We start from the raw sequence: 25305 nt of genomic DNA, 5'->3' as shown, positions 1-25305 counted from the left end.
GCAGCAAGCCCGGCAGGCCGCGCCTCCAGGCGCGCCGCCGCGGTTTTTCTCTGAGTTTCCCCCTCGTTTGTCCGTTTTTGCAGGAGCCGTTCATGCAACGTTCGATTGCCACCGTGTCGATTAGCGGCACTCTCGTCGAGAAGCTGAGCGCGATCCGCGCGGCGGGTTTCGAAGGTGTCGAAATCTTCGAGAACGACCTGCTGTATTTCGACGGCTCGCCCGCCGACGTGCGCCGCATCGCCGACGACCTCGGCCTGAAGATCATGCTGTTCCAGCCGTTTCGCGATTTCGACGGTGTCAGTCCCGAACGGCTCGAGCGTAATCTCGACCGCGCGAAGCGCAAGTTCGACGTAATGCACGAGCTAGGCACCGACCGCATCCTCGTGTGCAGCAACGTGTCGCCGGACACGATCTGCGACGACTCGCTGATGATCGACCAGTTGGGCGCGCTCGCCCGCGCGGCAGAAGCGGCTGGCGTGCTCGCCGGTTACGAAGCGCTCGCCTGGGGCAGGCACGTAAAGACCTATCGCCACGCGTGGAAGCTTGTCGACGCCGTGAATCATCCGAATCTCGGGCTCGTGCTCGACAGCTTTCATACGCTGTCGCTGAACGACACGCCCGACGCGATCGCCGACATTCCTGGCGAGCGCATCGCGTTCGTGCAGATCGCGGACGCGCCGAAGCTTGCGATGGACGTGCTCGAATGGAGCCGCCACTACCGCTGCTTCCCCGGCCAGGGCGACTTCGATCTCGCGAACTTCACCGCGCAGGTCGTCAAAGCTGGCTACAAGGGCCCGCTTTCGCTGGAAATCTTCAACGACGGCTTTCGCGCCGCCCCCACCACGATCACGGCCGCCGATGGCCATCGCTCGTTGTTGTTCCTCGAAGAGCAAACTCGCGCGCTGCTCGAAGAGCAACAGCAGCCGCGCAAAACGACAGGCGGCCTGTACCGCTCGCCCGCCGCGCCCGCGCACGTCGGCTATCAGTTCCTCGAATTCGCGGTCGATCACACCACGCGCACGCAGCTCGCCGACTGGCTCGGCAAGCTGCGCTTTCGCCAGGCCGGCCAGCATCGCTCGAAGGACGTCACGCTGTATCAGCACGGCGCGGCCTCGATCGTGCTGAACGCCGAGCCCGATTCATTCGCGAACGCGTTTTTTCAGCAGCATGGTTTGTCGCTGTGCGCATCGGCGTTTCGTGTCGATGACGCGAGCCACGCATTCGAGCGCGCGGCCGGCTTTGGCTACGCGCCGTTCTCCGGCCAGATCGGGCCGAACGAGCGCGTGCTGCCGGCCGTGCAGGCGCCGGATGGCAGTCTCAACTATTTCGTCGACGAAACGCCCGATCAGCCCACGCTGTTCGAGGCCGATTTCGTGCTGACCGACGTCAACGGCCCGACCGAGGTGGGACCGCTCGAGCGCATCGATCACGTGTGTCTGTCGGTGCCGGCGAATGCGCTCGATACGTGGGTGCTGTTTCTGCGCACCGCGTTCGGCTTCCTGGCCGAGCCGGGGGTGCTCGTTCCCGATCCGTACGGCCTCGTGCGCAGCCGCGCGCTGCGCAGCCCCGACGGCTCGGTGCGGATCGCGCTGAATGCATCGGTGGATCGCCATACGGCGGTGGCCGAGGCGCTGCACACGTATCACGGCTCCGGACTGAACCACGTCGCGTTCAGTACCGGCGACATCTTCAGCGCTCTCCCCGAGTTCGTCGCCGACGGCGTGCCGATCCTGCGCATTCCGCGCAATTACTACGACGACCTCGCGGCCCGCTACGCGCTGTCCGACACGCTGCTCGAAGCGATGCGCGCGAACAATATCCTGTACGACCGCGACGAACGCGGCGGCGAGTTTTTCCACGCTTATACGGAGCAACTGGACCAGCGCTTCTTCCTCGAGATCGTCGAGCGGCGCGGCGGCTATGACGGCTACGGCGCGGCCAATGCGGCGGTACGGCTCGCGGCGCAGGCGCAGCGGCGCAAGTAACGGGCGGACACCGGAGGCACGACGGCGGCTTCGTCATTGGAAGTCGCCGCGTCGATACGGATTTCGTCTTTTCAGGCACGCGAGCTGCGTCCCCGATCGGGGCAGGCTCGCCGTCTCGATATAATGGCGCCTGCTCAGCCGAATCGCCGAATCAACGCCAGGAGAGATATGAAGAAGTTCGCTGCAGTCCTGTCCCTTTCGCTACTGCTCAGCGCTTGCGCGTATTTCCAGAAAGACCCGGATTCCGGCGAACCCGTCACGGACACGACGACACAGCGTTCCGTCGACGACGTGGTCGCCTGTCTGACGCAGATGGCCAATCATCACAACGCCGCGTTCAAGTCGACCGGGATCCCGCAGGGTCAGATGCTCGACTTCGGCGACTCGAACGTCGTCAAGGTACGCAGCGACAACGGCGCGACAACTTACCGTTTCTATGCGGGCAAGCGTCATGTAAGCAACCTGTGGATCGAATCGGCAAGCAAAACCTGCGCGCCATAAGGCTTTGTGGCGCATAAAGGCGAAGTTGCAGGCGCCGGAATCTGATCCATTGCAACGTTCATGTCACGGTGTTACAGGACAATGGAGTCTTAAGAATCGTTTAAGACTTCGTCCGCAAGATCCCCGGACATGTCCCCGCACGAGGTGCGCTCCATGAATCAGCCCGAAATCAACACCAACGAAACACCGGCGAAACGGCCTACTATCCTGCGCCGTCTGTTGAGCCATCACGAGCTCGCGACGCTGCTGCTGCTGCTGCACGCGCCGATCGATGCATCCGCAAAACCCGAAATTCCGCAGCTTTACGAAGCAGGTCTCGTCGAGACCGTTTCGAACGATGCGGGCACGCCGCATATCCGTCTGACGTCCGAGGGTAATGCGGTGTTGCGAGGGCTTGGGGTGAAGTAAGCAGATCGGCTCGCGACCCGGTCATCCGAGGCCGCGTCAGCGCGTTGCGTTGACGCGGCTTTTTTCTATTCAGGCACAGCCATTGAGCGTGGCCTACGTTTTTGGCGATAGATCAGACCGCCGCGCTTCTGCATCAGTTTCGTAGACATGCGAGGCATCTTTAAGAACGCTCCGATTGTCTGGCACCGACGTACACGCAATAGTCATTGCTCCGCCACCTCAAGGAATTCTGGAGCAAAAACCAATGACTGTAAGCTGTACCTTCGAGCTCAATCGGAAAGAAACTTCACGATTCGTCTGTTCAGGCTTTGGCGCGGTCGAGGCCTATTCAGGTCAGAGAGCCGGCAGGGACAATCCCGACAATGTCGCGGATGTGGATGTCGGCCCGATACCTCCCGGCACGTACTACCTGATTGACCGCCAATCCGGCGGACGCATCGGGGGACTAAGGGACTTTATCGGCGAACACTTCGGAAGTAGTGATCGGCACAAATGGTTCACGCTGTGGAATCCTCACGGCGGCGACGTGACGATGATTCAAGGCATCCGGCGGGGTCAATTCCGCCTTCATCCCGAAGGGTCGAGGCATCTAAGCCAAGGTTGCATTACCGTAAAAGATCTGGCTGGCTTTGAGCGGCTGCAGCGCTATATCCGTCGGACTTCGCCAACGCTGCCAATACCAGGAACTAACATGCGAGCTTACGGGCGAGTAGAAGTGCGATGAGAGACGCCCGATTGCTTCGATGGTGCATCAGTGCACTTGGGATATGGGTCGCATTAGGCACTGCACTCGCATGGGGCTCGCAACAACTATCGTTCCAGATACCGTTATGGTTCGCTGGTTCCGTTCGATGGCTACTGCGTTGCCTATATCCCAATTGGGAGCCCGACGCCTACGATGTCGAGGCTTGGGGCAACTTTGTGCTGATCGTTTCGGGATATATCGTCGCCATCGCATTAGTAGTGCCGGCAAGCGTCATCGCATGGCGGCGAGCACATTGAGCACGCTCGTCAAAATGGAATTCGGCCGCGTCAAGCCTTTCAAGCCTGCCATACCCCATACCCCGCCTCGCGCAGCCCGATCGCCAATTCCACTTCCATATCCTGCGCGCCGCGATAAGGCATCGGGTTGAACACGTCGTACAGTTCGGGCATCAGACGCAGGCCGTAATCGCGCACATAGCGATTCGCCTGAATGCCCGCCTTGTGCCGATCGAAGCGCAAGTCCGGGTCGAGCCCCGTCATGCCGACGTACACGCACGGCTTGTCGAAACGGTAACCAGGATTCGCGCGACGAAAGCGCGCCTCGTTCCACACCTTGTCGTCGAGCGCGACGACGTACACGTAGTAGTGATGCGCGCGACCCGCCATGACACGCCCGACGCCGTTCAGCCGCGCAGCGTACCGTGCAGCAACATCCGGTATTCGGTCGGTGTGACGCCGACGGTCGCCTTGAATTGCCGTGTGAACGCGCTGTGATCGGTGTAGCCGCAACGCGCGGCGACGTCGGTGACCTTGTCGTGCGACACCAGCAGCGCGGTCGCCGCATCGAGTCGCGTTTTCAGGAGCACCTGGCGCGGCGTCAGATGAAACACCTTGTGAAAGTAGCGCTCCAGCTGCGCGACCGACATGTCCGCCATTGCCGCAAGCTGCTTCAGGTTCAGCGGCTGCACGTAATTCTGCTGGATCGACTGCACGACGGCGGCAAGCCGGCTGTAGGCCGGATGGCTGCTTTCGTCGGCTTTCAGATCGCGGGAGATGCCGGCGAGGCCGACCACCTTGCCCGTCGCATCGCGCAACGGCTGTTTGCAGGTCAGGCACCAGCCCGGTTGACGGCCCGGATACAGATGCAGTTCGAGCTGATCGAGCATCTGGTTGCCGACGCCGATGATCGCCTTGTCCTGCGCGGTATAGATGCGCCCGAAGCGGCGCGGAAACACGTCTTCCGCGGTCTTGCCGAGCAGCGCGGCCTTTTCCTTGAAGCCGCAACGCGAAGCGAGCGTGCGGTTGACGAGCGCATACCGCGCGTCGGCGTCCTTGACGAAGAACACGACGTCCGGCATTGCATCGAATACCGGCTCGAGCAACCTGAAATGCGACAGCATGCCGGACAGCGTCATATCGTCAGTTTCGAGCGGATGCGCCAGCGTGTTCATCGTGCGGTTCCGTGGGTGCGTGCCTGGTTGATTGCGTTAGGTTGCGTTCGCGGATCGCTGCACCGGTGCGGCCGGGCAGCCTGCTCGTGCGATTGATTGCGGTCGATTATAGAGCCGCGCGTCGCCCGCCAATATCTACCGAGGGTAAGCGCGGAGCCGTCATGGCGCCGCCGTCGGCGGTTCGGCGGCGCTCATCAGCGTGCCGATTTGCGCCGGACTGAACGGCGGACGCGGCGCGGCGGCCGGCCAGCCGAAGTACAGGCTCGCGGCCGCGCCGCAGATGCGCCCCTGGCAAGGGCCCATACCGCAGCGCGTCTGCAGTTTCGCGTCACGCCAGTCGGCGCAGCGGCGCACCTCGCCGACGCTCACGTCCTCGCAACGGCACAACAGCGTCGCGTCGGCGGGCGGCGTGCGCGCGGCCTCGCCCAATGCGAACGACACCGCGACGCGCGCGCCAAAGCCCCGCCAGCGAGCGCGTTGCGCGACCAGCGCCGCCAGCGCGGCGCGTTGCGTGCTCGCCGCGCCGCTCGCCACGAGACCGGCGATCTCGCCTTCCGCGCCAGCGAGCTCAGCGCCGCCAACGCCCGTGCACTCGCCCGCCGCATAAACGCGTTCGAGCGAGGTGCGCTGTCCGTCGTCGATGACGATTTCGCCCGCGTCGTTGATCGCGCAGCCGAGCGCCTGGGCAAGCGTGACGTTTGGCAGCAGTCCGAAGCCGCACGCGACGCGGTCGCAATCGAGCGTCACCTCGCGTTCACCGCGCCGGATCGTCACCTGTTGCACGCGCTGCGCGCCACGGGCTTCGCTCACGATGCTGCCGGTCCAGTAGCGCAGTCCCGCGAAGCCGCGCGTGAGGCTGATCGCCTGACGCAGCTTCGCGGGCTCGCGCAGCAGCGACACGCCGAAACGCGCGACCTCGGCCGCCGATGCCTGCTCGACCACCGCGATCACGCGCGCGCCGGCCTCTCGCGCGGTGGCGAGCGCGGCCATCAGCAGCGGGCCGCTGCCGGCGATCACGATCCGTTCGTCGCGCACCGGCATGCCGCCTTTGATCAGCGCCTGCAATGCGCCCGCGCCGGTCACGCCGGGCAAGGTCCAGCCGGGAAACGGCAGAAGACGCTCGCGCGCGCCGGTCGCAAGAATCAGTCTGTCATAGGTGATCGACACGCCGCCGTGTTCGGCGGATTCGAGCAGCAAGCCTTGCGCGCCGAGCGGCGCGATCACGCGCGTCGATGGCCAGTAAGTGAAGTTTTGCTGCGATTGCAACGCCGTGAGTAGCGCCTGCAACGCTGCTTGAGGCGGATAGGCGGGTCCCTGGCGCCAGACCTGGCCGCCGGCGCGCGGATTGTCATCGATCTGCGCGACAGTCGCGCCCGACTGCGCCGCCGCCCGCGCGGCATTGAGCCCGGCCGGACCACCGCCGATCACCACGATGTCGAAGTGCTGCGTCATGCGTGTACTGTCCCGTTTCGTGTCTGCACGTGCTGGCCGTCGCGGCATAGCGTCTGGCACGCGAGCGCGTGCGCGTGACCGTCGATCGTGACGCGGCACTCCTGGCACACGCCCATCCCGCACAAGGCTTCGCGCGGCTCGCCCTTGACCGACAGCCGCGAGCCGCGCACACCCGCGATCGCGAGCGCCGCGGCTATGGTCGTGCCGGGTTTCACTTCGATGCTGCGGCCGTCGACGCTCAAACGGATGCGGGCCGCGTCAGTGTCGGTCATGGGCCACCTGCTCTGCAAAACGCACCGGTAGGTAAGGTTCGCACGGAATCGGCGCGGCATGGCCCGCGATCTGCGCCGCGAGTAGTTTCGCGGTCGCGAGCGAGGTCGTCACGCCAAGCCCTTCGTGGCCGACCGCGAGCCATAGGTGGGATGCGGAGCCAGAGCCGACATCGGGCGCGAACTCGCCGGCCGGTCCGATCAGCGGCAGGCCGTCCGGCGACGCCGCGCGAAACCCCGTCCACGCGCGGATGCCGCTGAGCGCCGGCAACCCCGGCAGATACTGCGCGGCGCGTTGCAGCATCCGGGCGAGCACCGGCATCTCGACGGCCGGATCGGTTGTTTCGAACTGGCGCGACGAGCCGATCAGCAGTTGCCCAGTCGGACGCGGCTGTGCGTTGAACGCGACCGACGTGCCGCTCGCGTGATGCGCGCTCTTGATATAGCCAAGTTCGAGCAGTTGATGACGGATCAGCCCCGGGTAGCGGTCGGTGATCAGCAGATGGCCTTTCTTCGGCTGCAACGGCAGCCACGGCAACAATTGCGCCGCCCCGAGGCCGTTCGCGACGACCACGTGCGCCGCGCTGGTGCGCTCGCCGCACGCCAGGGTCACGCCACCCGCACCGACCGACGCGACCGACGCTCCAGGTCGCACGCTGATATTCGCTGCATGCGGCGACTGCGTGAGCAGCCATTCGGCGGCGGTCGGCGCATACACGATGCTGTCGTGCTCGATGCGCAAGCCGCCCGCCATCGATGGTGCGAGCGCCGGTTCGCAGGCGCGCAGTTCGGCCGAGTCCAGCAATTGCGCGGCGACGCCTTGGCTCTCAAACGCCGCCTGCATTGCGCGGGCGGCCTGCCGTTCTTCGTCGTCGGCTGCGACCCACAGCGTGCCGCAGCGCGCGAACGCGTCGCGCGCGCGCAGCTGCGGCGCGAGCTCGAGCCATAGCTCGCGCGAATAGCGGCTCAGCGCGAATTCGGCGGGCGAGTCGTTCATCACGACGATATGGCCCATGCCGGCCGCCGTCGCGCCGCCGCCGATGCGCTGCGCATCGAGCACGTCGACGCGCATGCCGAGCGCGGCCAGTTCCGCCGCGCACGCGGCACCGACGATACCCGCTCCGATGATCAGCACGTCCGGGCTCATGCGGTCCGGATACCCCACGCGAACGGATCGCGCTCGTCGAAACACAGACGCCCTTCGGCCATGATGTGCGCGTGACCGGTGATGGTCGGAATCACGTGGACGCCGTCGCCCGCCGTGCGATAGCTCGCCTCGAACACGCTGCCGATGATGCTCTCCTGGCGCCACACCGCGCCTTCGGCGAGCTTGCCGTCGGCCGCGAGACACGCGACCTTCGCGCTCGTGCCGGTGCCACACGGCGAGCGGTCGTACGCATTGCCGGGACACAGCACGAAGCTGCGGCTGTCGAGGCCCTCGCGCGAACCCGGTCCGAACAGCTCGATATGGTCGATCAGCGCGCCGTTCGCGCCGGTGATGTTCTGTGCGATCAGCGCGTCGCGAATCGCCGAGCTGAAAGCCGTCAGGCTCGCGATGTTCGCGGCTTCGAGCTCGTGCCCATGCTCGGCGACGAGGAAAAACCAGTTGCCGCCCCAGCCGATGTCGCCGGTCAGTGCGCCATAGCCTGGCACGTCGACCTGCACCGCCTTGCGGTGGCGATACGCGGGCACGTTGCGCACCGCGACGCCGCCGTCTTCGTTCAGCGTCGCCTCCACCATGCCGACCGGCGTTTCGATGCGGTGTCGTCCCGGCCCGATCCGCCCCATGTGCGCGAGCGACACGACGAGCCCGATGGTGCCGTGCCCGCACATGCCGAGATAGCCGACGTTGTTGAAGAAGATCACGCCGGCCGCGCAAGTCGGATCGTCGGGCTCGCAGAGCAACGCGCCGACCACCACGTCCGAGCCCCGCGGTTCGGTGACGATGCCGGCGCGCCAGTCGTCGAAGCGAGTGCGGAACACCTCGAGCCGTTGCGCGAGCGTGCCGCCGCCCAGATCCGGGCCACCCGACACCACGAGGCGGGTGGGCTCACCGCCGGTGTGCGAGTCGATGATGTTGAGAGTTTTCATGTCGCCCATGGTAGGAATCGCGGGCCGGTGGGTCTTGGTGCGCGTACGCGCGGATTGAGACGATTTCGGCATAGCGGCGCGATGCGTGAGCCGCCGCGCGCGCGGCGCGCGAAACGTCCCGCTATTCGGTATCGGCGTCGACGACCATCGGCGCAAACGCGGCAACCCGGCTAACCGATACGGACAGGTAAGGAGAATGAACACCGCTGGCGAGCGCGACGGGCTGCAACGCGGATTTCAGCATATACCTGGCCGTGGCGACCTCATGCCGTGCGCGCCGACTGCCAATCTTCACTCCCTGAGCACATGGTCGTGAAGCCGCAGCAACCGGTAGCCGCTTCTGTATACCGGCTGCAGCCGGAAACCATTGTGCGGCTCGATCGCGAGCAGCAGACGCAGCCGCGAAACGTGACTGTCGATGGTCCGCGTGAACTCGCGCAGTTCGCGGCCCCACACCGTCGCGAAGATATGGTCGCGCGACATCACGCGATCGACGTTGGAAAAGAACAGCGCCGCGATCCGGTACTGGGTGGGCGACAGCGACACCGGCTCGCCGCGCAGCGTGACCGCCCGGCGGATCGTGTCGAAGCAATAGGGGCCGATCTCGAAACAGGTCGCGGCGCTGAAACGCTCCGGATACGCGCGCCGCAGAAGCGCCGCGACTCGCGCGCGAAACTCGGCGTCCCGCAGCGGCAACGCGAGGTAATCGTCGGCACCGCCCGCGAGCGCGCGCACCATGCTTTCCTCCGAGCCGTCGTTCGACACGAACATGATCGGCACGTGCTCGCCTGCCACGCGGCGCACCGAGCGCAACAGGTCCGCGCCGGCGGGCCGCATATCCTGCCAGTCGAGCACCAGCAGATCCATCGTGGAGCGCACGAGCGACCTCGACATCGCAACGCCGTCGTCATAGGCCGCGCAGAAATGGCCGGCTCTTACCAGACTTGATTCAATGGACTGACGCATGACCGGGTCACGCTGAAGAACTGCAATGCGCATGGGATGGACTCTCGACAAGGACATGCAGGCCATTCTCCGAGCCGCACCCCGGTCCCTCCCTTCGGAGCATTCCTATTTTCCGCCGCTTTCTTCGCCCAACTGGGCGCTCCCGCAGGACTTCCGCTTCCATCCTGTAAAATCCGCGCCGGCCTCCGTCGCCAGCGCGCCCGCCCTATCCGGACGGCGCGCCCGTGTCCCGTGCTCTACCCAGCGCCTGCCGCACTTCTCGCCCGACGACCGCCGTATGTCCACGCGTCTCCCGCGTGGCTCACAATTCATCAGAAGACATGGCAATGCAAGCGACAAATCTGGGTGGAGCGCAGGCTGTCACCCCCCGCCCGCTTGGGCACAGCGATTACAAGACACTCGGTCTCGCCGCGCTCGGCGGAGCGCTCGAGTTCTACGACTTCATCATCTTCGTTTTCTTCGCGCCGGCGATCGGCCAGCTGTTCTTCCCGGCGGCGATGCCGGACTGGCTGCGTCAGGTGCAGACCTTCGGCATTTTCGCGGCCGGTTATCTGGCGCGGCCGCTCGGCGGCATCATCATGGCGCACTTCGGCGACCTGTTCGGCCGCAAGCGTATGTTCACGCTGAGCGTGCTGCTGATGTCGGTGCCGACGCTGCTGATGGGCCTGATGCCCACCTATGCGAGCATCGGCGTGCTCGCGCCGGTGCTGCTGTTGCTGTTCCGCGTGATGCAGGGCGCGGCGGTCGGCGGCGAAGTTCCGGGCGCATGGGTGTTCGTCGCAGAGCATGTGCCCGGGCGGCACGTCGGCTATGCGTGCGGCACGCTGACGGCCGGCCTCACGGCGGGCATTTTGCTCGGCTCGCTGATTGCGTCGGCGGTCAATCGCCATTTCACGCCGGCCGATATTTCCGAATATGCATGGCGTGTTCCGTTCCTCATCGGCGGCGTGTTCGGCATGTTCTCGGTCTATCTGCGCCGCTGGCTGCACGAGACGCCGGTGTTCGCCGAACTGAAGCAACGCAAGGCGATCGCCGCGGAAGTGCCGCTGAAGGCCGTGCTGCGCGATCACGGCCGCGCGGTGATCGTGTCGATGCTGCTCACCTGGATGCTGTCGGCGGCGATCGTCGTCGTGATCCTGATGACGCCGACGCTGCTGCAAAAGCAATTTCACATCGAGCCGGCCACCGCGCTGCTCGCGAACTGTGTCGCGACGCTGTGCCTGACGATCGGCTGCGTGGTGGCGGGTTCGATCGCCGGACGCATTGGCGCGGGTCGCACGATTTTCGTCGGCGGTGTTGCGCTTGCGATCACGTACTACGTGATGTTTCGCCAGTTGGCCGTCGATACGTCCCTGCTCGTGCCGCTGTATGCACTGGCCGGACTTTTCGTCGGCGTGATCGGCGCGATTCCGCTCGTGATGGTCCGCGGATTCCCGCCGGTGGTGCGCTTCTCGGGCATCTCGTTCTCGTACAACGTCGCGTATGCGGTGTTCGGCGGTCTGACGCCGATCGCCGTATCGCTGATGATGAAGTCGAACCCGCTGGCCGCGCCGCTGTACGTCGCGGCGATCTGCGTGCTGGGCGCGCTGACCACGCTGTTCATCAAGGATGCGCCGCGGGGGCGTTGATCCGGCGACATCCATACTTCACGCCACGCCGAAACGTGGCGCGCTGCATCGGGCTTACGATGCAGTCATGAACTCATCCACACCCTCCTTTTCGCCCGCCCTCGGTCGCGTTCTCGCGACCGTCAGCGTCGGCTTCGTGGTCACGCAACTCGACGTGACCATCGTCAACATCGCGTTGCCACGAATCGGCGCGGACCTGCACGCGAACGTCGCGGGCCTGCAATGGGTCGTCGATGCGTACACGCTCGCGTTTGCGGTGCTGATGCTGTCGGCCGGCGCGCTCGGCGACCGCTTCGGCGCGCGGCGCATGTATGCGTGCGGAATCGTGCTGTTCGCGCTCGCGTCGCTGGCCTGCGGGCTCGCGCTCGATGCCCCGATGCTGATCGCCGCGCGCGCGGTGCAAGGCATCGGCGCGGCAGCGATGCTGCCGAATTCGCTCGCGCTGCTCAATCAGTCGTTCGGCCACGAACCGAAGCTGCGGGCACGCGCGGTCGGCCTGTGGACCGCCTCCGGCGCGATTTCGATCGCGGCCGGGCCCGTGGCTGGCGGCCTGCTGATCGCCGCGTTCGGCTGGCGCAGCATCTTTCTCGTCAATCTACCGATCTGCGCGGCCGGCCTGCTCGCGACACTGCTGTGGATTCCGCGTCCGCAAACCTCGCAAGGCGGCGTGCCGGCCGCCGCTCGCGGCAACACCGGCGCGACGCCACGCGGCATCGATCTCGGCGGCCAGTGTCTCGCGATCGTCGCGCTAACCGCGTTCGTCGCCGCGGTGATCGAATGGCGGCCGCTCGGGCTCGCGCATCCGCTGGTCGCCGGCGGCTTCGTGCTGGCGCTGCTGGCGGCGGGTGCGTTCGTGTTCGTCGAAGCGCGCGTCGCGCGCCCGATGCTGCCGCTGTCGCTGTTCGGCACGCGCACGTTCAGCGCGGCAGTGCTGTTCGGCATCTGCGTGAATCTGACCTATTACGGCATGGTATTCGTGCTGAGCCTTTACCTGCAGCGCGTGCGCGGCTACACACCGTTGCAGGCGGGCCTCGCGTTCCTGCCGCTGACGGGCGGCTTCCTGATCTCGAACGTCGCGAGCGGCTGGGTGATCGGCCGCCTGGGAGTGCGCGTGCCGATGATCCTCGGCGCGATCACGGCTGGTCTCGGCTATGGCCTGCTGCATCTCGTCGACGCCGAGACGCCGCTGATTGGCCTGCTGCTGCCGTTTTTGCTGATTCCGTCGGGTATGGGACTCGCGGTGCCGGCGATGACCACGGCGGTGCTCGCATCGACCGAAGCGCGGCGCGCGGGCACGGCGTCGGCGGTATTGAACACGGCGCGCCAGGCCGGCGGCGCGGTGGGTGTGGCGGCCTTCGGCGCGCTCGCGGGCGGTGCGGCCGCGACGCAGATCGTGCCGGGGATGCAAGCGGCGACGGCTATTTCAGTGGGACTGCTGGTGCTGGGTCTCGTGCTCGCGTGTTTCGTGCATCCGGAGCCGCACGCGGCGGCATCGTCTGCGCGCGGCGCGAGCGCCGCGAGTAAGTAAGCGGTGTGTAATGCAGGCGCCTACAGCGACGCCTCCTGAATCGTGCCGGTAGCGATTGCGCGCTCGATCAGGCCTTCGTTGCGCGCTTTGGCGATCGCATCCGCGAGCAGCTTTTCCGGGTCCTCGATGTCCGCCTTCAGCGTGCCGATGAATCCGGACGCATCCAGAACCACCAGCGTCTTCGCCGACTCGGCGAGGCTGATGATCACACGATGCGGCGTCGGCCCTTCGCCGAGACTCGCGCACAGTTGCGTGAGCTTGCCGCCGATCATTTGCTCGAAGTTCTGAATCATCATCTGCTCCCATGATTGGCGCGGATTGGAAATCCTGCTGTGTAGCAGGATGCGGGCCGCGCCGACTGCGCGCGCTCACGCTTTACAGCCCGCTTTACAGGCCGCCGAGTCCGCCGCGCGGCGCGCGCGCGTTGTCGATGCTCAGACGCCCCGCGCCGGTAACGAACAGCAGCAGGAAACCGCCCGCGATTCCGATGTTCTTCCAGAAATGAATCACCATGTCGTGCTGCAAGGCCGGGTCGGTGATATTCCAGAAGTCGTGGCCGAGCACCGCCGTCGCGACCGTATACGCCGCCATGACCAGCGCGAGCGGCCGTACCTTGAAGCCGACCACGAGCAGCAGGCCGCCGAGCACCTCGATCGCGGTTGCGATCGGCGCGGCGATCTGCACGAACGGCACGCCTTTCGAATGCAGGTAGCCGACGAAGCCCGCATAGCCCAGCAGTTTCATCACCCCGCTCCACAGGAACAGCACGGAAAGCGCAAGACGGGCGATGAAAATAATGCCGAAATCGACGGGACGCGACATGGGGGACTCCTGTAATGAATAAGCAGCAGACCCGAATGGACGGGCTCAGTTCCCCGCCTCGCCCCTGAGCATATGAGCAATGGCCGCGATTTCCAAGCCCGCTCAAGCTGACGGATACGTGGCGACCTCGATCAGGTTGCCGTCCGGGTCGCGGCAATACACCGAGGTCATCTTGCCGCGCGCGCCGTCGCGCTCCACCGGCCCCGCCTCGATAGCGACGCCTTGCGCAAGCCAGTGCGCCTTGACGTCGTCCGGGCTTGCGGTGGTCACGAAGCACAGGTCCGCCGTGCCCGGCACCGCCTCGCGCGACGTGATCCAGGCGACGGTATCGGCCGACGCGGGACGCAGATTGATCTTCTGATTACCGTAGTTCATCGCCACGCGCGTGCCGGTGCGCGACGCGAACTCGGTGCGTCGCATGCCGAGCATCCGCGCGTACCACGCCGCGCTCACTTCGACGTCGGCGACGTTCAGAACGAGATGATCGAGACTGGCTAGCTGGAAGCTCATGGGTTTGTCGTGATGAATCGAGAAAGGTGGTAGCGACTATGCGCGTGGCGCGTCCGGCGCGAGCAACACGCCCTTCGTGAATACGAAGCAGCCGTAGCCGCGCTCCTCGCCCGTCGCGATCACACAGTATGCCTGGCGCGCACGCTCGTAAAACGCGAACCGCTCGATCGACACGAAGGGCACCTCGCGCCCCTCGCCCGCGTTGACCTCGGCTTGCGCTTCGCGCTGCACCGCGGGAATCGTGTGCGGCTCGCCAACCACTTCCATGCGCGACGCGGGATGCTCGATAAAGGTGTCGAGCGGCAGCACCGACAACACCGCGCGGATCGCGCGCGGCGAACTGACGCCGTCGAGACGCAGCGGCTTGCCGAGCACGGTATCGCGCGCGACGGCGTCGGCCGGGAAGTTGGCGTCGCAGATCACGAGCTCGTCGCCGTGGCCCATCGAGCGCAGCGCGTGCAGGATATCGGCGTTCAGTAGCGGGTCCAGATTTTTCAGCACGGGGTCTCCAGGTCGTTCGGTTGGGAACATGCTGAGGGGGTGAGGTCGTGAGCTTTGCGCAAGACGATGCGTGTCACGCTTCATCCGCACGACGCTTCATCCGCACGACGATCGATTGTAGCAAGCGCGCCGGACGTCTTGCGGCGCTGCGCTCGCACCGCATTGCCAGCGCAGCCATCCGACCAAAGCGAGCAGCACGAGCCCCGCGCCGCCGAGCACCGGCTCGCGCCAACCGAGCAGTGCGATGAACATGAACGCCCGCGCGCCGCCGAGCAGCGCGAAACCGGCGATCGCGCTCGATAACGCATCGAGCGCGGCCGCGACGCGCAGCAACGCGAGATGGACTTGTGCGGGCTTGGCAGCGGCGGGCTCATGCATGATCGTCTCCGTGAAAGACGCCTCAGGCGGCGCCGGGGGTTTCGTCGAGAAAACCGGTGACCGCTTGCAGACGCCCATGCGCGTCCACCACGCCGAAGTCCGAGCCCTTCACGATCGCCTCGCCCGCGGGGGTCGTCAGTGCCCACGAGAAGCGCAGGCGATTCGCGAAGCCGTCGACGTCGGTCGTACGGCGAAACGTGTGATGCGGAAAACGCTCATGCACCGCGCGGATCATGGCGTCGATGCCATCGTGGCCCGCGCCCGCCAGCAGCGGGTCGCGATAGTCGGCATCGGCGCTCCACGTTGTCGCGATCAACTCGCGACGACGCGCGCCATCGGTCTCGTTCCAGGTATCGAAATAACGGTCGATCAAATCGGTATGCGCATTCATCTCGAACTCCTCGATTGACAGGACTGAGCACTTCGCGCGGCATACGCATCGCATGCGGCGGGCTCGGAATGAAGATTGACGGCTCGCGTGCATTGCGTCGATTACGTGAGAGGTAATCAAGCGGATGCAGCCTTCGCTGTCACGCAGCGCTTTTCACTGTTTTTCTCGCCAAATAGGTCATTCGGCCGAGTCGTCAAAAAACCTTCGCACCGCTAACCTCAAGTGACTCATCGAAGCCCGCCGACGACATCGCGAGGCGGGCAATGCAATGAACAGGAGGACCGCTTGGACCGCTTTATCGAGACGCTTTTCTCGCTTGCACGACCGTATCCTTGGAGATACAATCATCCGCAGATCGAAACACCGCGCGTGTACACGATCAACTGCACCGAAGAGTTCGACCGTTGGCTTCACGGCCTCACCGACATCAAGGCGAAGGCGCAAATTCTCGTGCGGATCCGCCGCGCGGAACACGGGCTTTTCGGCGACGCGAAGTTGCTGGAAAACGGCGTGTTCGAGATGCGCATCGATTGCGGGCCGGGTTACCGGGTCTACTACGCGCGCGAGGAACGCATGATGTATCTGCTGCTCTGCGGGGGTAACAAGTCCACGCAGCAGGCGGATATCAGGCATGCCGGAGCAATGTGGACAACCATCAGAAAGGAACGGTCATGAGCAAGATCAAAACGGCACGCTTCGATGCATCGAAGTACCTCGACAACGACGAAATGGTCGCGGCCTATCTGAACGCCGCCCTCGACGAAGGCGACTCCGATCTGCTGCTCGCCGCCATCGCGGATATCGCCAAGGCACGCGGCATCACGAAGATCGCCGCGGCAGCGGGCCTGGGGCGCGAGAGCCTCTACAAGACACTCGCGCCCGGCTCCAAGCCACGCATGGACACGGTCCTCAAACTGGCGAGTGCGATCGGCGTCAAATTCACCGCCGTGCCGTTGCGCCTGGCTGCCGCCTGAGCCGGGCACCCGTCTCGTTGACTGAAATTGGCGGGGCATTACCTCTCAGGTAATCGATTGCTTGCACGCTTTGACTATGATCGGTGGCATGAACACACTCTCTATTGCACAAGCGGCTCCATCATCCGCGCCGATCGGCACTCGGGCGGTCGGCGAACTTCTCCGCGAATGGCGGCAGCGGCGGCGCATGAGCCAGTTGCTGCTCGCCACGGAGGCTGACATTTCGACCCGCCATCTGAGCTTTGTCGAATCGGGGCGCGCGCTACCGAGCCGGGAAATGGTCATGCATCTCGCCGAGCGCCTCGACGTGCCGTTGCGCGCGCGCAATGCTCTGCTCGTCGCGGCCGGTTACGCGCCGCTGTTTCGCGAACGTCCCCTCTCCGACCCGCAGCTCGCCGCCGCACGCGAAGCCGTCGAACTGGTGCTCAAAGGACATGAGCCCTACCCGGCCCTCGCGATCGACCGGCACTGGACCATCGTCGCGACCAACAATGCGATTGCGCCGTTGTTGAGCGGCGCGAGTCCCGAACTGTTGAAGCCACCGGTCAACGCACTGCGCCTGAGTCTGCATCCGCAAGGCATTGCGGCGTCGATCGTCAACTGGCATGCGTGGCGCGAGCATGTGCTGGGCCGCCTGCAACGGCAGATCGACGTCAGCGGCGACGACACGCTGAGCGCACTGCGCGACGAACTGGCCGGCTACCCCGCGCCGCCGAATGCAGACGCCTCGACGCTGGACGATGCAGTCCTCAACCAGATCGCCGTGCCATTGCGGCTGCGTACGCCGCTTGGCGTGTTGTCGTTTTTCAGCACCACCACGGTGTTCGGCACGCCCGTGGACGTTACGCTGTCGGAACTCGCCATCGAGGCGTTCTTTCCGGCGGATCGGCAAACCGCGTCGGCGCTGCGCGAATTTGCCGAACATCAGCGCGGCTAGCCGCTCGCGTACCACCGCTCCACTCACCACGAATAAGTGAGATGTCCGTCAACGCCGACACCCTGCTGATCCGCCAACTCGGACCCGCCGACCGGGACGCCTATTTCCAGCTTCGTCTGCGCGGGCTGAAGGCGCACCCCGCTTCGTTCGGACAAAGCCACGACGAAGCGCTGGCGAAAGGCGCCGGGCAGCATGACGCGACACTGCAGGGCTCGGAGACGGAAGGCACGTTTCTGCTTGGCGCGTATGCGTCGGCCGACGCTCCGCTGATCGGCGTCGTCGGTCTGCTGCGCAATAAAGCCCACAAGGAGCGGCACAAGGCGAACGTGGTCGGCATGTATGTCGCACAGGAAGCGGCTGGTCGTGGGGTCGGGCGCGCGCTGCTCGGCGAGTTGCTGACGCGCGCGGCGCGCGTCGACGGTTTGCGACAGGTGCAGCTAACCGTGGGTAGCCGCAACGACGCGGCGCGCAGGCTGTATGAATCGCTCGGCTTTCGCAAATATGGGTGCGAAGTCGGCGCCTTGAACGTCGACGGGGTGTTCCATGACGAGGATCTGATGGCGCGATTCCTGGCGTAGCGCCCCCGGGAATCATTGACGACGCCTCCTTGCGGCCATTCCCGGCGCCTCGTCAACGTTGTAATGTCGTCTTATTGCACCGACATCGTGTCAGGCAACCTGCACGGCACTGGCTTCTCGCAGCCTCCGTCCACAACGTGATCGGTACGCGTCTGCGACCGCTGTTCAGTCTCGGGGTCGAACGCGTGCGACAGACCGGCTGCCCTTCCTCATCGAGCCGTTACAAATCCGGCCCTCGTTTGCGTAGTTTGTAACGGGGGACGCTTCATACGGTTACAGGCTCCATCCGCCCCTCACGCGCCCCCAGCACGAGTATTTATTACCGTCCATTCCATCGCTTTCTGTTCCTTTCTAATCCAAAACAAATTTACCGATCGCCGCGCGGTGCGGACGCACGTCTCGGACAATCGCGTAGGATTCCCATCCAGCAAGGGTTTTCATGGATTAGAGGCCAGTGTCGAAAGGCTATAAATTCACTTGGCATCATTCATTACAATGGCGTGAAAAACTTACCGAAAAATGATGTAGCTTTTTGAGATATTTTTTTGAGAAAGGATTGATTTCTGGTTTTAGCCTTCATACAATTCGTCCCGAGCTGTTACGAAATGTAACCTCTTGTATCAAATGTTCGCTGGCTGTAGCAAGTAGCAACATGTAGCCGGAGGCCACGTTGCCGGCGAGGCAGAAAAGACATAACGGCGCAAAGCCGACATAGTAATTCGGGGCTTCGGAAACAGACAAAATGGACCGTAGCAGCGAGACGCTGGATTCAATCCGCGAGATCAACTTGTCTTACATCATGCTCGCGCAACGCATGTTGCGCGAGGACAAACCGGTCGGAATGTTCCGGCTGGGACTGTCGTCGGAACTGGCTGACTTGCTTGCCGGGCTGTCGCTCGCGCAAATCGTCAAGCTGGCCGCTTCCGACCAGCTTTTGTGCTTCTTCCGCTTCAACGACCACGCGATGCTGTCGGCGTTGACGCAAACGACAAAGCACACCGCAATTGCACCGACCCACACGGCGATCCTGCTTGCAGGCCAGCCCGCCGAGCAATTTGCCTGATCGAGGTGACTGCAATGCTCAAGCGAAGCCTGACCGAAGATGCACAGGAAGTATTTCGCGCGATCGCACTGATCGAGCTCGGCGCCCGCATGCAGGTGCTCGAGAGCGAGTTGACGCTGTCGCGCGACCGTATGATCCGCCTGTATCGCGAGGTCAAGGGCGTATCGCCGCCCAAGGGCATGCTGCCGTTCTCGGCGGACTGGTACATGACGTGGCTCGCGAACATTCACGCGTCGCTGTTCTACAACACGTACCTGTTCCTCAAGAACGAAGCGCGCTGCTCGCATCTGGATGCGCTGACCAAGGGCTATCGGCTGTATCTCGAACACTGTCAGCACAGCGAAACCGAGCCGGTGCTCGATCTGACGCGCGCGTGGACGCTGGTGCGTTTCTTCGACGCCGACATCCTGCAGTTGACCAGATGCTGCCGCTGTACCGGCAAGTTCGTCGCGCACAAGCACGACCTGCAGCACAACGTCGTGTGCGGCGCCTGCCAGCCGCCGTCGCGTGCCGGCAAGACGAAGAAGGCAGCAGCCGCGCGCCGGGAAGCGCTCGATGCGGCGCAGGTTGCGCAGGCCGCTTGACCGATCGATTCGCCGTCGCGAGACGCGCTCGACCCGATTCAAACCGAAGCTCACATGATTCCGCGCAGTGATTGAACTGCGCGGATTTTTTTCGCCTTCGCGCCGGGCAAACCGGCGTGCCGAATACCGGTCGTTCAGATCAACCGGCCAGCCCCACCGTCTGGGCAACGAGCCACAGATTCGCCGCACTGATCGCAACAAACAGCGTCCACACGAGCAGGCGCGTCGGCAGCGTGTTGGCGAATTCGCCCATCAGCGATCGGCCGCTCGTCATGCGGATCAGCGGATACAGCGCGAACGGCAGTTGCAGGCTCAGCACGACCTGACTCGCGACGAGCAGTTGGCCAACCGCGCCATTGCCGAGCATCCGCACACCGATCAGCGCCGGGATCAGCGCGAGCGCTCGCGTGATGAAGATCTGCGTGACCTGGTCGTGGCCCGTCGCGCAAAACGCGGCGGCCGCGAGAATCAGGATCGCCATGTTGATCAGCGCCGCGATCACGAGCGATGCGATCGTGTCGATGCGTGACATGCCGATCGCCGAGCGAATGCTGGCCGGATCGCGCTTCACCGCGCGGGTCTGCACGATCGACGAGTGCAGATACAGGTTATGCGGCATCACCGTCGCGCCGATAATGCCAAGCGTCGTTGATGAGGTCGATGAAGCGCTTGCCAACAGGCTTAGGAATTCAGCGCTTCGCCACCTGCTGCTGCGCTGAAACCGATGCGGCTCCGGCCGCAGAGCCGGAAGCCGCAGCCAGCGAAGCCGCCGCGCCGCCGGAAGCACCAACCGGCACCGGCGCCGCCCCCACCGCCGTATCCCCCGCCGTCACATCGCCCCAACCGCCACCGAGCGCGCGAATCAGATTCACGGTCGCGACCGCCTGCGTGCCCGCCAGATGGCTCGCCTGCAATTGCGACTGCAGCACCTGCCGCTCGCCATCGATCACGTCGAGATAGCTGACCGCGCCCTCCGTGTACTGCGTGCGCGACAGATGCGCGGCGCGCTGCGACGCATCGACCGCGTCGTTCTGCTCGCGCATCTGATCGTCGAGCAAACGCAGATCGGCAAGATTGTCCTCGACTTCACGGAACGCCACGAGCACCTGCTGGCGATATTGCGCGACGTCCTCGTCGTACTTCGAACGGGCCTGCGCGAGATTGGCCTTGCGGCGGCCGCCGTCGAAGATCGGCACCGTCAGCGCGGTACCCGCGAACGGACCGAGGATGAACGCGCGGCTCGACCACATGAACAGATCGCCGAGCGTCGCCGATTCAAAGCCGAACGCGCCGGTGATGTCGAGCTTCGGGAAGAACGCCGACTTCGCGAGCCCGACGCGCGCATTCGCTGCCTGCATCGCGCGTTCGGCTGCCGCGATGTCCGGCCTGCGTTCGAGCAGCGCCGACGGCAAACCCGGCGGCACGCGCACCGCCACCGGCGCGAGCGGTTGTTCCGCGAACGAGAAATCGGCGGGCGGCTTGCCGAGCAGAATCGCGAGGCTATGCTCCGAGGCCGCCCGTTGCCGCGCGACGCCGACCGCATCGGCACGCGCGCTCGCGAGCTCGTTGCGCGAGCGCGACAGATCCAGCTCGCTGATATCGCCTTCCTTGAAGCGCCGCTCGACGAGCTTCAGCGTGTCCTCGCGCAACGCGACGGTGCGGCGATACAGATCCTGGTCGGTGTCGAGCTCGCGCAACTGGAAATAGTTCTGCGCGACGTCGGCCTGCAACGACAGTTGCACCGAGCGAAACAGCGCTTCGCTCTGCTGCTCGTCCGAGCGCGACGCGTTCACATTCGAGCTGACCCGCCCGAACAGATCCGCTTCATACGACGCGCCGACCTGCGCGCGCCAGATCGTGCCGGTCGTGCCGCCCGCGCTGTCCGGCAGGAATTGCGACGCCGCCGACGCACGCTCCCGGGTCGGGCCGAAGCCCGCGTCGAGCTTCGGGAACCAGTCGGACTTCGCCGCCTGCGTGACCGCGCGCGCCTGCTGCACGCGCGCGGCTGCGGCCTTCAGGTCCTGGTTCGCGGCGGCGGCCTGCTCTTCGAGCGCGTCGAGCTGCGGGTCGCCGAACACCTTCCACCATTCGCCACGCAGGGCGTCGTCGGCGGGCTGGGCCGGCTTCCACGTGCCGGTGTTTTGCGCCGGCGCGGCCGAACCAGCCGCTACGCCCGACGCAGCCGCAGCCGACGTCGCCATCGCGGGCGCTTCCTTGAACGCCGCCGGCGTATCGACGTCGGGACGCTTGTACGTCGGCTCGACCGAACAAGCGGCCAGCAGGGCGATCAGCAAACCGCTCGCGGCCGCGCGGCCCCATCCGCGCAAAGATATAAAGCGAGATTCAAAGCGTTTCATTGTTGTTTTCTCCTCAGGCGTCCGTAACGGGCGCACCGTAGCGCGGCGCATCCTTCTGCGCGACGTGAATCGTCCCGCCCGCGAGCGAACGCAGCACCACATAGAACACCGGCGTCAGCATCAGGCCGAACAGCGTGACGCCGAGCATGCCGAAGAACACCGCGACGCCCATCGCGTGACGCATCTCCGAGCCCGCGCCGCTCGACAACACCAGCGGCACCACGCCCATGATGAAGGCGATCGACGTCATCAGAATCGGCCGCAGACGCAGACGGCTCGCTTCGATCGCGGCCTGCAGCGGACTGCGTCCGTCGTGTTCGAGCTCACGCGCAAACTCGACGATCAGGATCGCATTCTTCGCGGACAAGCCCACCAGTACCATCAAACCGATCTGCGTGAAGATGTTGTTGTCGCCACCGGTGAGCCACACGCCGGTCAGCGCGGACAGCACGCTCATCGGCACGATCAGGATCACGGCGAGCGGCAGCGTCAGGCTTTCGTACAGCGCGGCGAGCACGAGGAACACCAGCAGCACGCTGATCGGGAACACCCACATGCCCGCATTGCCGGCGAGGATCTGCTGATACGTGAGGTCGGTCCACTCGAGCTTCACGCCGCGCGGCAGCACCTCGGCGGCCACGCGTTCGGCCGCGGCCTGCGCCTGTCCCGACGAAAAGCCGGGCGCCGGGCCGCCGTTGATGTCGGCCGCCGTGTAGCCGTTGTAGCGCACCACCATCTCCGGTCCGTAGGTCGGCGTCACCGTGACGAGCGACGACAACGGCACCATCTCGCCCGCCGCGTTGCGCGTCTTCAGTTGCAGGATGTCGTCGGCGCGTTGACGGAACGGCGCATCCGCCTGCACGCGCACCTGATACACGCGACCGAAGCGGTTGAAGTCGTTCACGTACAGCGAGCCCAGATAGATCTGCATCGTGTCGAACACGTCCGTGACCGGCACGCCGAGCTGCTTCGCCTTCACGCGATCGAGATCGACGTTCAGCTGCGGCGCACGTTGATCTGATAGCTGGAGAAGGTCGGCCCAAGTTCGGGCGTTTGCGCCGCGCGCTTCACGAATGCTTCGGCAGCCTTGTTGAGTTCCGCGTAACCGAGCGCGCCGTGATCTTCGAGCTGCATCTTGAAGCCGCCGAGCGTGCCGAGCCCGAGCACCGGCGGCGGCGGGAACACCGCAACGAACGAGTCCTTGATCGCGCCGTACTGCTGGTTCAGCGCACCGGCAATCGCGCCTGCCGAGAGCTTCTTGTTGCCGCGCTCCTTGAACGGCTTCAGCGTGACGAACACGATGCCCGCGCTCGAACTATTCGTGAAGCCATTCACCGACAGACCAGGGAAGGCCACCGCGCTTTCGACGCCCGGCTGCTTCAGCGCGATCGCGCTCATATCGCGGATCACCTTCTCCGTGCGATCGAGCGAGGCACCGTTCGGCAACTGCGCGAACGCGATCAGATACTCCTTGTCCTGCGCGGGCACGAAGCCGCCCGGCACGATCCGCGCCACCAATACGGTTGCACCGATGAGGATTGCGTACACCGCGAGCATCGCGCCCTTGCGGCGCAGCACGCCGGTCACACCACGGCCGTAGGCTTCCGAACCACGATGAAAGACCTTGTTGAAACGCTTGAAGAAGCCGCCGAGCACACGGTTCATCACACGCGTCAGCCAGTCTTCCTTCTCGCCGTGGCTGCGCAGCAGCAGCGCGGACAACGCCGGCGACAGCGTCAGCGAATTGAACGCCGAGATCACCGTCGAGATCGCGATGGTCATCGCGAACTGCTTGTAGAACTGGCCCGTGAGACCCGTCATGAACGCGAGCGGCACGAACACGGCGACGAGCGTCAGCGCAATCGCGATGATCGGCCCGCTCACTTCGCGCATCGCCTTGTAGGTCGCCTCGCGCGCACTGAGCCCGCTTTCGATGTTGCGCTCGACGTTCTCCACCACGACGATCGCATCGTCGACCACGATGCCGATCGCGAGCACCATGCCGAACAGCGACAACGCGTTGATCGAGAAGCCGAACGCAAGCAGCAGCGAGAACGTACCGACGATCGACACCGGCACCGCGATCAACGGAATGATCGACGCGCGCCACGTCTGCAGGAACACGATCACGACGATCACGACCAGCGCAATCGCTTCGAGCAGCGTATGGATCACCGCCTCGATACTCGAACGCACGAACTGCGTCGGGTCGTAGACGATCCGGTATTCGACGCCGGCCGGCATGTCTTCGGCGAGTTCCTTCATCGCCGCGCGCACCTGCTCTGAAATCGCGAGCGAGTTCGCACCCGGCGCCTGATTGATCGCGAGCGCAACCGCGGGCTTGTTGTCGAGCAGCGAACGCAGACCATATTCCGACGCCGCGAGCTCGATCCGGGCGATATCGCGCAGATAGGTCACGCCGCCGTCGGGCGCGGTCTTCACGATGATGTCGCCGAATTCGCCCTCGGTCCTCAAACGGCCGCGCGCATTCACCGACAACTGCAATTGCGTGCCCGGTACCGACGGCGACGCACCGATCACACCGGCCGCGACCTGGATGTTCTGCTCGCGGATCGCGTTGACGACTTCGGTCGCCGTGAGACCGCGTTGCGCGACTTTCTGCGGATCGAGCCAGATACGCATTGCGTAATCGCCCGAGCCCCACAGCTGCACTTCGCCGACGCCCTGAATCCGCGCGAGCCGATCCTTCACGTTGAGCAGCGCGTAATTGCGCAGATACGTCATGTCGTAACGATCGTTCGGCGAGATCAGGTGCACGACCATCGTCAGCGTCGGCGAACTCTTGATCGTCGTCACGCCGAGCCGCTGCACGTCTTCCGGCAGACGCGGCAGCGCCTGATTGACGCGGTTCTGCACGAGCTGCGTCGCGAGGTCGGGATTGGTGCCGAGCTTGAACGTGACGGTCAGCGTCAGATTGCCGTCGCTATTCGCCTGCGACTGCATGTACAACATGTTCTCGACACCATTGATCTGCTCTTCGAGCGGCGCGGCGACCGCCTCGGCGATCACCTTCGGATTCGCGCCCGGATACTGCGCGTGCACCACCACCGAAGGCGGCACCACTTCCGGATACTCGGAAATGGGCAGCTTGAACAGCGAGATGATGCCCCCGAGCAGGATCAATACCGATAGCACGCCTGCGAAGATCGGGCGATCGATGAAGAATTTGGATATGTTCATTGGAAGCTCTTAACGTTGGAGCATG

General features: G+C 64.8%; 28 protein-coding genes and 1 pseudogene. 12 read left to right on the top strand and 17 right to left on the bottom strand.

Annotated elements, in window-relative coordinates; genetic code table 11:
• Positions 1-92 precede the first annotated feature (92 nt).
• The 4 genes from OKW37_RS27595 to OKW37_RS27580 all read left to right on the top strand — a co-directional run bounded on the left by OKW37_RS27595 (position 93) and on the right by OKW37_RS27580 (position 3618).
• The gene (locus tag OKW37_RS27595; RefSeq protein ID WP_429402791.1) at positions 93-1985 is read left to right on the top strand and encodes a bifunctional sugar phosphate isomerase/epimerase/4-hydroxyphenylpyruvate dioxygenase family protein; all 1893 of its coding nucleotides are present in this window, start codon (positions 93-95) and stop codon (positions 1983-1985) included.
• A gap of 168 nt (positions 1986-2153) precedes the next feature.
• Positions 2154-2486 (top strand): hypothetical protein, encoded by a 333-nt coding sequence (locus OKW37_RS27590; RefSeq protein WP_090806920.1) that lies wholly within the window; start codon positions 2154-2156, stop codon positions 2484-2486.
• A gap of 153 nt (positions 2487-2639) precedes the next feature.
• Entirely contained in the window at positions 2640-2894 is a 255-nt protein-coding gene (locus tag OKW37_RS27585) for a hypothetical protein (protein ID WP_090810191.1), read from the top strand.
• A gap of 244 nt (positions 2895-3138) precedes the next feature.
• Positions 3139-3618 (top strand): DUF2778 domain-containing protein, encoded by a 480-nt coding sequence (locus OKW37_RS27580; protein WP_429353266.1) that lies wholly within the window; start codon positions 3139-3141, stop codon positions 3616-3618.
• Between the two features lie 317 nt (positions 3619-3935).
• Here the strand turns inward: OKW37_RS27580 and OKW37_RS27575 are convergent, their stop codons facing one another.
• The 8 genes from OKW37_RS27575 to OKW37_RS27540 all read right to left on the bottom strand — a co-directional run bounded on the left by OKW37_RS27575 (position 3936) and on the right by OKW37_RS27540 (position 9861).
• Positions 3936-4265 carry a hypothetical protein gene (locus OKW37_RS27575; protein ID WP_187611238.1) on the bottom strand — a complete coding sequence of 110 codons (330 nt, stop codon included), beginning with the start codon at positions 4263-4265 and terminating at the stop codon, positions 3936-3938.
• A 17-nt stretch (positions 4266-4282) separates the two neighbouring features.
• Positions 4283-5050, bottom strand: coding sequence for a helix-turn-helix domain-containing protein (locus OKW37_RS27570; RefSeq protein WP_429402790.1), 768 nt, complete (start codon positions 5048-5050; stop codon positions 4283-4285).
• 159 nt (positions 5051-5209) lie between these two features.
• Complete coding sequence (locus OKW37_RS27565; RefSeq protein ID WP_429402789.1) at positions 5210-6502, bottom strand: FAD-dependent oxidoreductase; 1293 nt, start codon at positions 6500-6502, stop codon at positions 5210-5212.
• Entirely contained in the window at positions 6499-6774 is a 276-nt protein-coding gene (locus OKW37_RS27560; RefSeq protein WP_429402788.1) for a 2Fe-2S iron-sulfur cluster-binding protein, read from the bottom strand. Before OKW37_RS27560 ends, OKW37_RS27565 begins: the two co-directional genes overlap by 4 nt.
• Positions 6761-7918, bottom strand: coding sequence for an NAD(P)/FAD-dependent oxidoreductase (locus OKW37_RS27555; protein WP_429402787.1), 1158 nt, complete (start codon positions 7916-7918; stop codon positions 6761-6763). Before OKW37_RS27555 ends, OKW37_RS27560 begins: the two co-directional genes overlap by 14 nt.
• Positions 7915-8871 (bottom strand): 4-hydroxyproline epimerase, encoded by a 957-nt coding sequence (locus OKW37_RS27550; protein WP_429402786.1) that lies wholly within the window; start codon positions 8869-8871, stop codon positions 7915-7917. Before OKW37_RS27550 ends, OKW37_RS27555 begins: the two co-directional genes overlap by 4 nt.
• A 112-nt stretch (positions 8872-8983) precedes the next feature.
• Positions 8984-9106: a hypothetical protein gene (locus OKW37_RS27545; RefSeq protein WP_429402785.1), complete on the bottom strand. Its 123-nt coding sequence runs from the start codon at positions 9104-9106 to the stop codon at positions 8984-8986.
• A 47-nt stretch (positions 9107-9153) separates the two neighbouring features.
• On the bottom strand, positions 9154-9861 hold the full coding sequence (locus tag OKW37_RS27540; protein ID WP_429402784.1) for a response regulator transcription factor: 708 nt from the start codon (positions 9859-9861) through the stop codon (positions 9154-9156).
• Positions 9862-10154: 293 nt separating this feature from the next.
• Between OKW37_RS27540 and OKW37_RS27535 the strand changes: the two genes are divergently transcribed.
• Positions 10155-11456: an MFS transporter gene (locus OKW37_RS27535; protein WP_429402783.1), complete on the top strand. Its 1302-nt coding sequence runs from the start codon at positions 10155-10157 to the stop codon at positions 11454-11456.
• Positions 11457-11523: 67 nt separating this feature from the next.
• Positions 11524-12984: an MFS transporter gene (locus OKW37_RS27530; RefSeq protein WP_429402782.1), complete on the top strand. Its 1461-nt coding sequence runs from the start codon at positions 11524-11526 to the stop codon at positions 12982-12984.
• Positions 12985-13004: 20 nt separating this feature from the next.
• On the opposite strand, the gene OKW37_RS27525 is transcribed toward OKW37_RS27530, so the two are convergent.
• From OKW37_RS27525 to OKW37_RS27500, 6 genes are all read right to left on the bottom strand, one after another.
• A complete protein-coding gene (locus OKW37_RS27525; protein WP_090810195.1) occupies positions 13005-13277 on the bottom strand; it encodes a hypothetical protein in 273 nt (90 codons plus the stop codon).
• Between the two features lie 94 nt (positions 13278-13371).
• Complete coding sequence (locus OKW37_RS27520; protein WP_184054217.1) at positions 13372-13806, bottom strand: DoxX family protein; 435 nt, start codon at positions 13804-13806, stop codon at positions 13372-13374.
• Positions 13807-13908: 102 nt separating this feature from the next.
• Positions 13909-14316: a VOC family protein gene (locus OKW37_RS27515; protein WP_187617319.1), complete on the bottom strand. Its 408-nt coding sequence runs from the start codon at positions 14314-14316 to the stop codon at positions 13909-13911.
• Positions 14317-14352: 36 nt separating this feature from the next.
• Positions 14353-14817: an RbsD/FucU family protein gene (locus tag OKW37_RS27510; protein ID WP_184025325.1), complete on the bottom strand. Its 465-nt coding sequence runs from the start codon at positions 14815-14817 to the stop codon at positions 14353-14355.
• Between the two features lie 96 nt (positions 14818-14913).
• A complete protein-coding gene (locus OKW37_RS27505) occupies positions 14914-15195 on the bottom strand; it encodes a hypothetical protein (RefSeq protein WP_090806947.1) in 282 nt (93 codons plus the stop codon).
• A gap of 22 nt (positions 15196-15217) precedes the next feature.
• Complete coding sequence (locus tag OKW37_RS27500) at positions 15218-15586, bottom strand: nuclear transport factor 2 family protein (protein WP_429402781.1); 369 nt, start codon at positions 15584-15586, stop codon at positions 15218-15220.
• A 285-nt stretch (positions 15587-15871) separates the two neighbouring features.
• Here OKW37_RS27500 and OKW37_RS27495 point away from each other — a divergent pair, with 285 nt between their 5' ends.
• From OKW37_RS27495 to flhC, 6 genes are all read left to right on the top strand, one after another.
• Positions 15872-16261: a type II toxin-antitoxin system RelE/ParE family toxin gene (locus OKW37_RS27495; RefSeq protein WP_429402780.1), complete on the top strand. Its 390-nt coding sequence runs from the start codon at positions 15872-15874 to the stop codon at positions 16259-16261.
• Positions 16258-16560, top strand: a complete 303-nt coding sequence (locus OKW37_RS27490) for an addiction module antidote protein (RefSeq protein ID WP_018423436.1) — start codon at positions 16258-16260, stop codon at positions 16558-16560. Before OKW37_RS27495 ends, OKW37_RS27490 begins: the two co-directional genes overlap by 4 nt.
• A gap of 88 nt (positions 16561-16648) precedes the next feature.
• A complete protein-coding gene (locus tag OKW37_RS27485; protein ID WP_429402779.1) occupies positions 16649-17497 on the top strand; it encodes a helix-turn-helix domain-containing protein in 849 nt (282 codons plus the stop codon).
• A 41-nt stretch (positions 17498-17538) separates the two neighbouring features.
• The gene (locus OKW37_RS27480) at positions 17539-18075 is read left to right on the top strand and encodes a GNAT family N-acetyltransferase (protein ID WP_429402778.1); all 537 of its coding nucleotides are present in this window, start codon (positions 17539-17541) and stop codon (positions 18073-18075) included.
• A gap of 742 nt (positions 18076-18817) precedes the next feature.
• On the top strand, positions 18818-19138 hold the full coding sequence (gene flhD, locus OKW37_RS27475) for a flagellar transcriptional regulator FlhD (protein WP_090807045.1): 321 nt from the start codon (positions 18818-18820) through the stop codon (positions 19136-19138).
• A gap of 14 nt (positions 19139-19152) precedes the next feature.
• Positions 19153-19722, top strand: a complete 570-nt coding sequence (gene flhC / locus OKW37_RS27470) for a flagellar transcriptional regulator FlhC (protein ID WP_018423439.1) — start codon at positions 19153-19155, stop codon at positions 19720-19722.
• Between the two features lie 139 nt (positions 19723-19861).
• Here flhC and OKW37_RS27465 read toward each other — a convergent pair whose 3' ends face one another.
• The 3 genes and pseudogenes from OKW37_RS27465 to OKW37_RS27455 all read right to left on the bottom strand — a co-directional run bounded on the left by OKW37_RS27465 (position 19862) and on the right by OKW37_RS27455 (position 25280).
• Positions 19862-20509 (bottom strand): divalent metal cation transporter, encoded by a 648-nt coding sequence (locus OKW37_RS27465; protein ID WP_429353150.1) that lies wholly within the window; start codon positions 20507-20509, stop codon positions 19862-19864.
• The gene (locus tag OKW37_RS27460) at positions 20412-22079 is read right to left on the bottom strand and encodes an efflux transporter outer membrane subunit (RefSeq protein ID WP_429402777.1); all 1668 of its coding nucleotides are present in this window, start codon (positions 22077-22079) and stop codon (positions 20412-20414) included. Before OKW37_RS27460 ends, OKW37_RS27465 begins: the two co-directional genes overlap by 98 nt.
• 13 nt (positions 22080-22092) lie before the next feature.
• Positions 22093-25280, bottom strand: a pseudogene (locus OKW37_RS27455) (efflux RND transporter permease subunit).
• Positions 25281-25305: the final 25 nt, after the last annotated feature.

Source organism: Paraburkholderia sp. MM5482-R2, from assembly GCF_050436125.1.
GTDB lineage: Bacteria > Pseudomonadota > Gammaproteobacteria > Burkholderiales > Burkholderiaceae > Paraburkholderia > Paraburkholderia tuberum.
The sequence above is the reverse complement of the archived record's forward strand: the minus strand, read 5'-3'. Positions and strand labels throughout refer to the sequence as shown.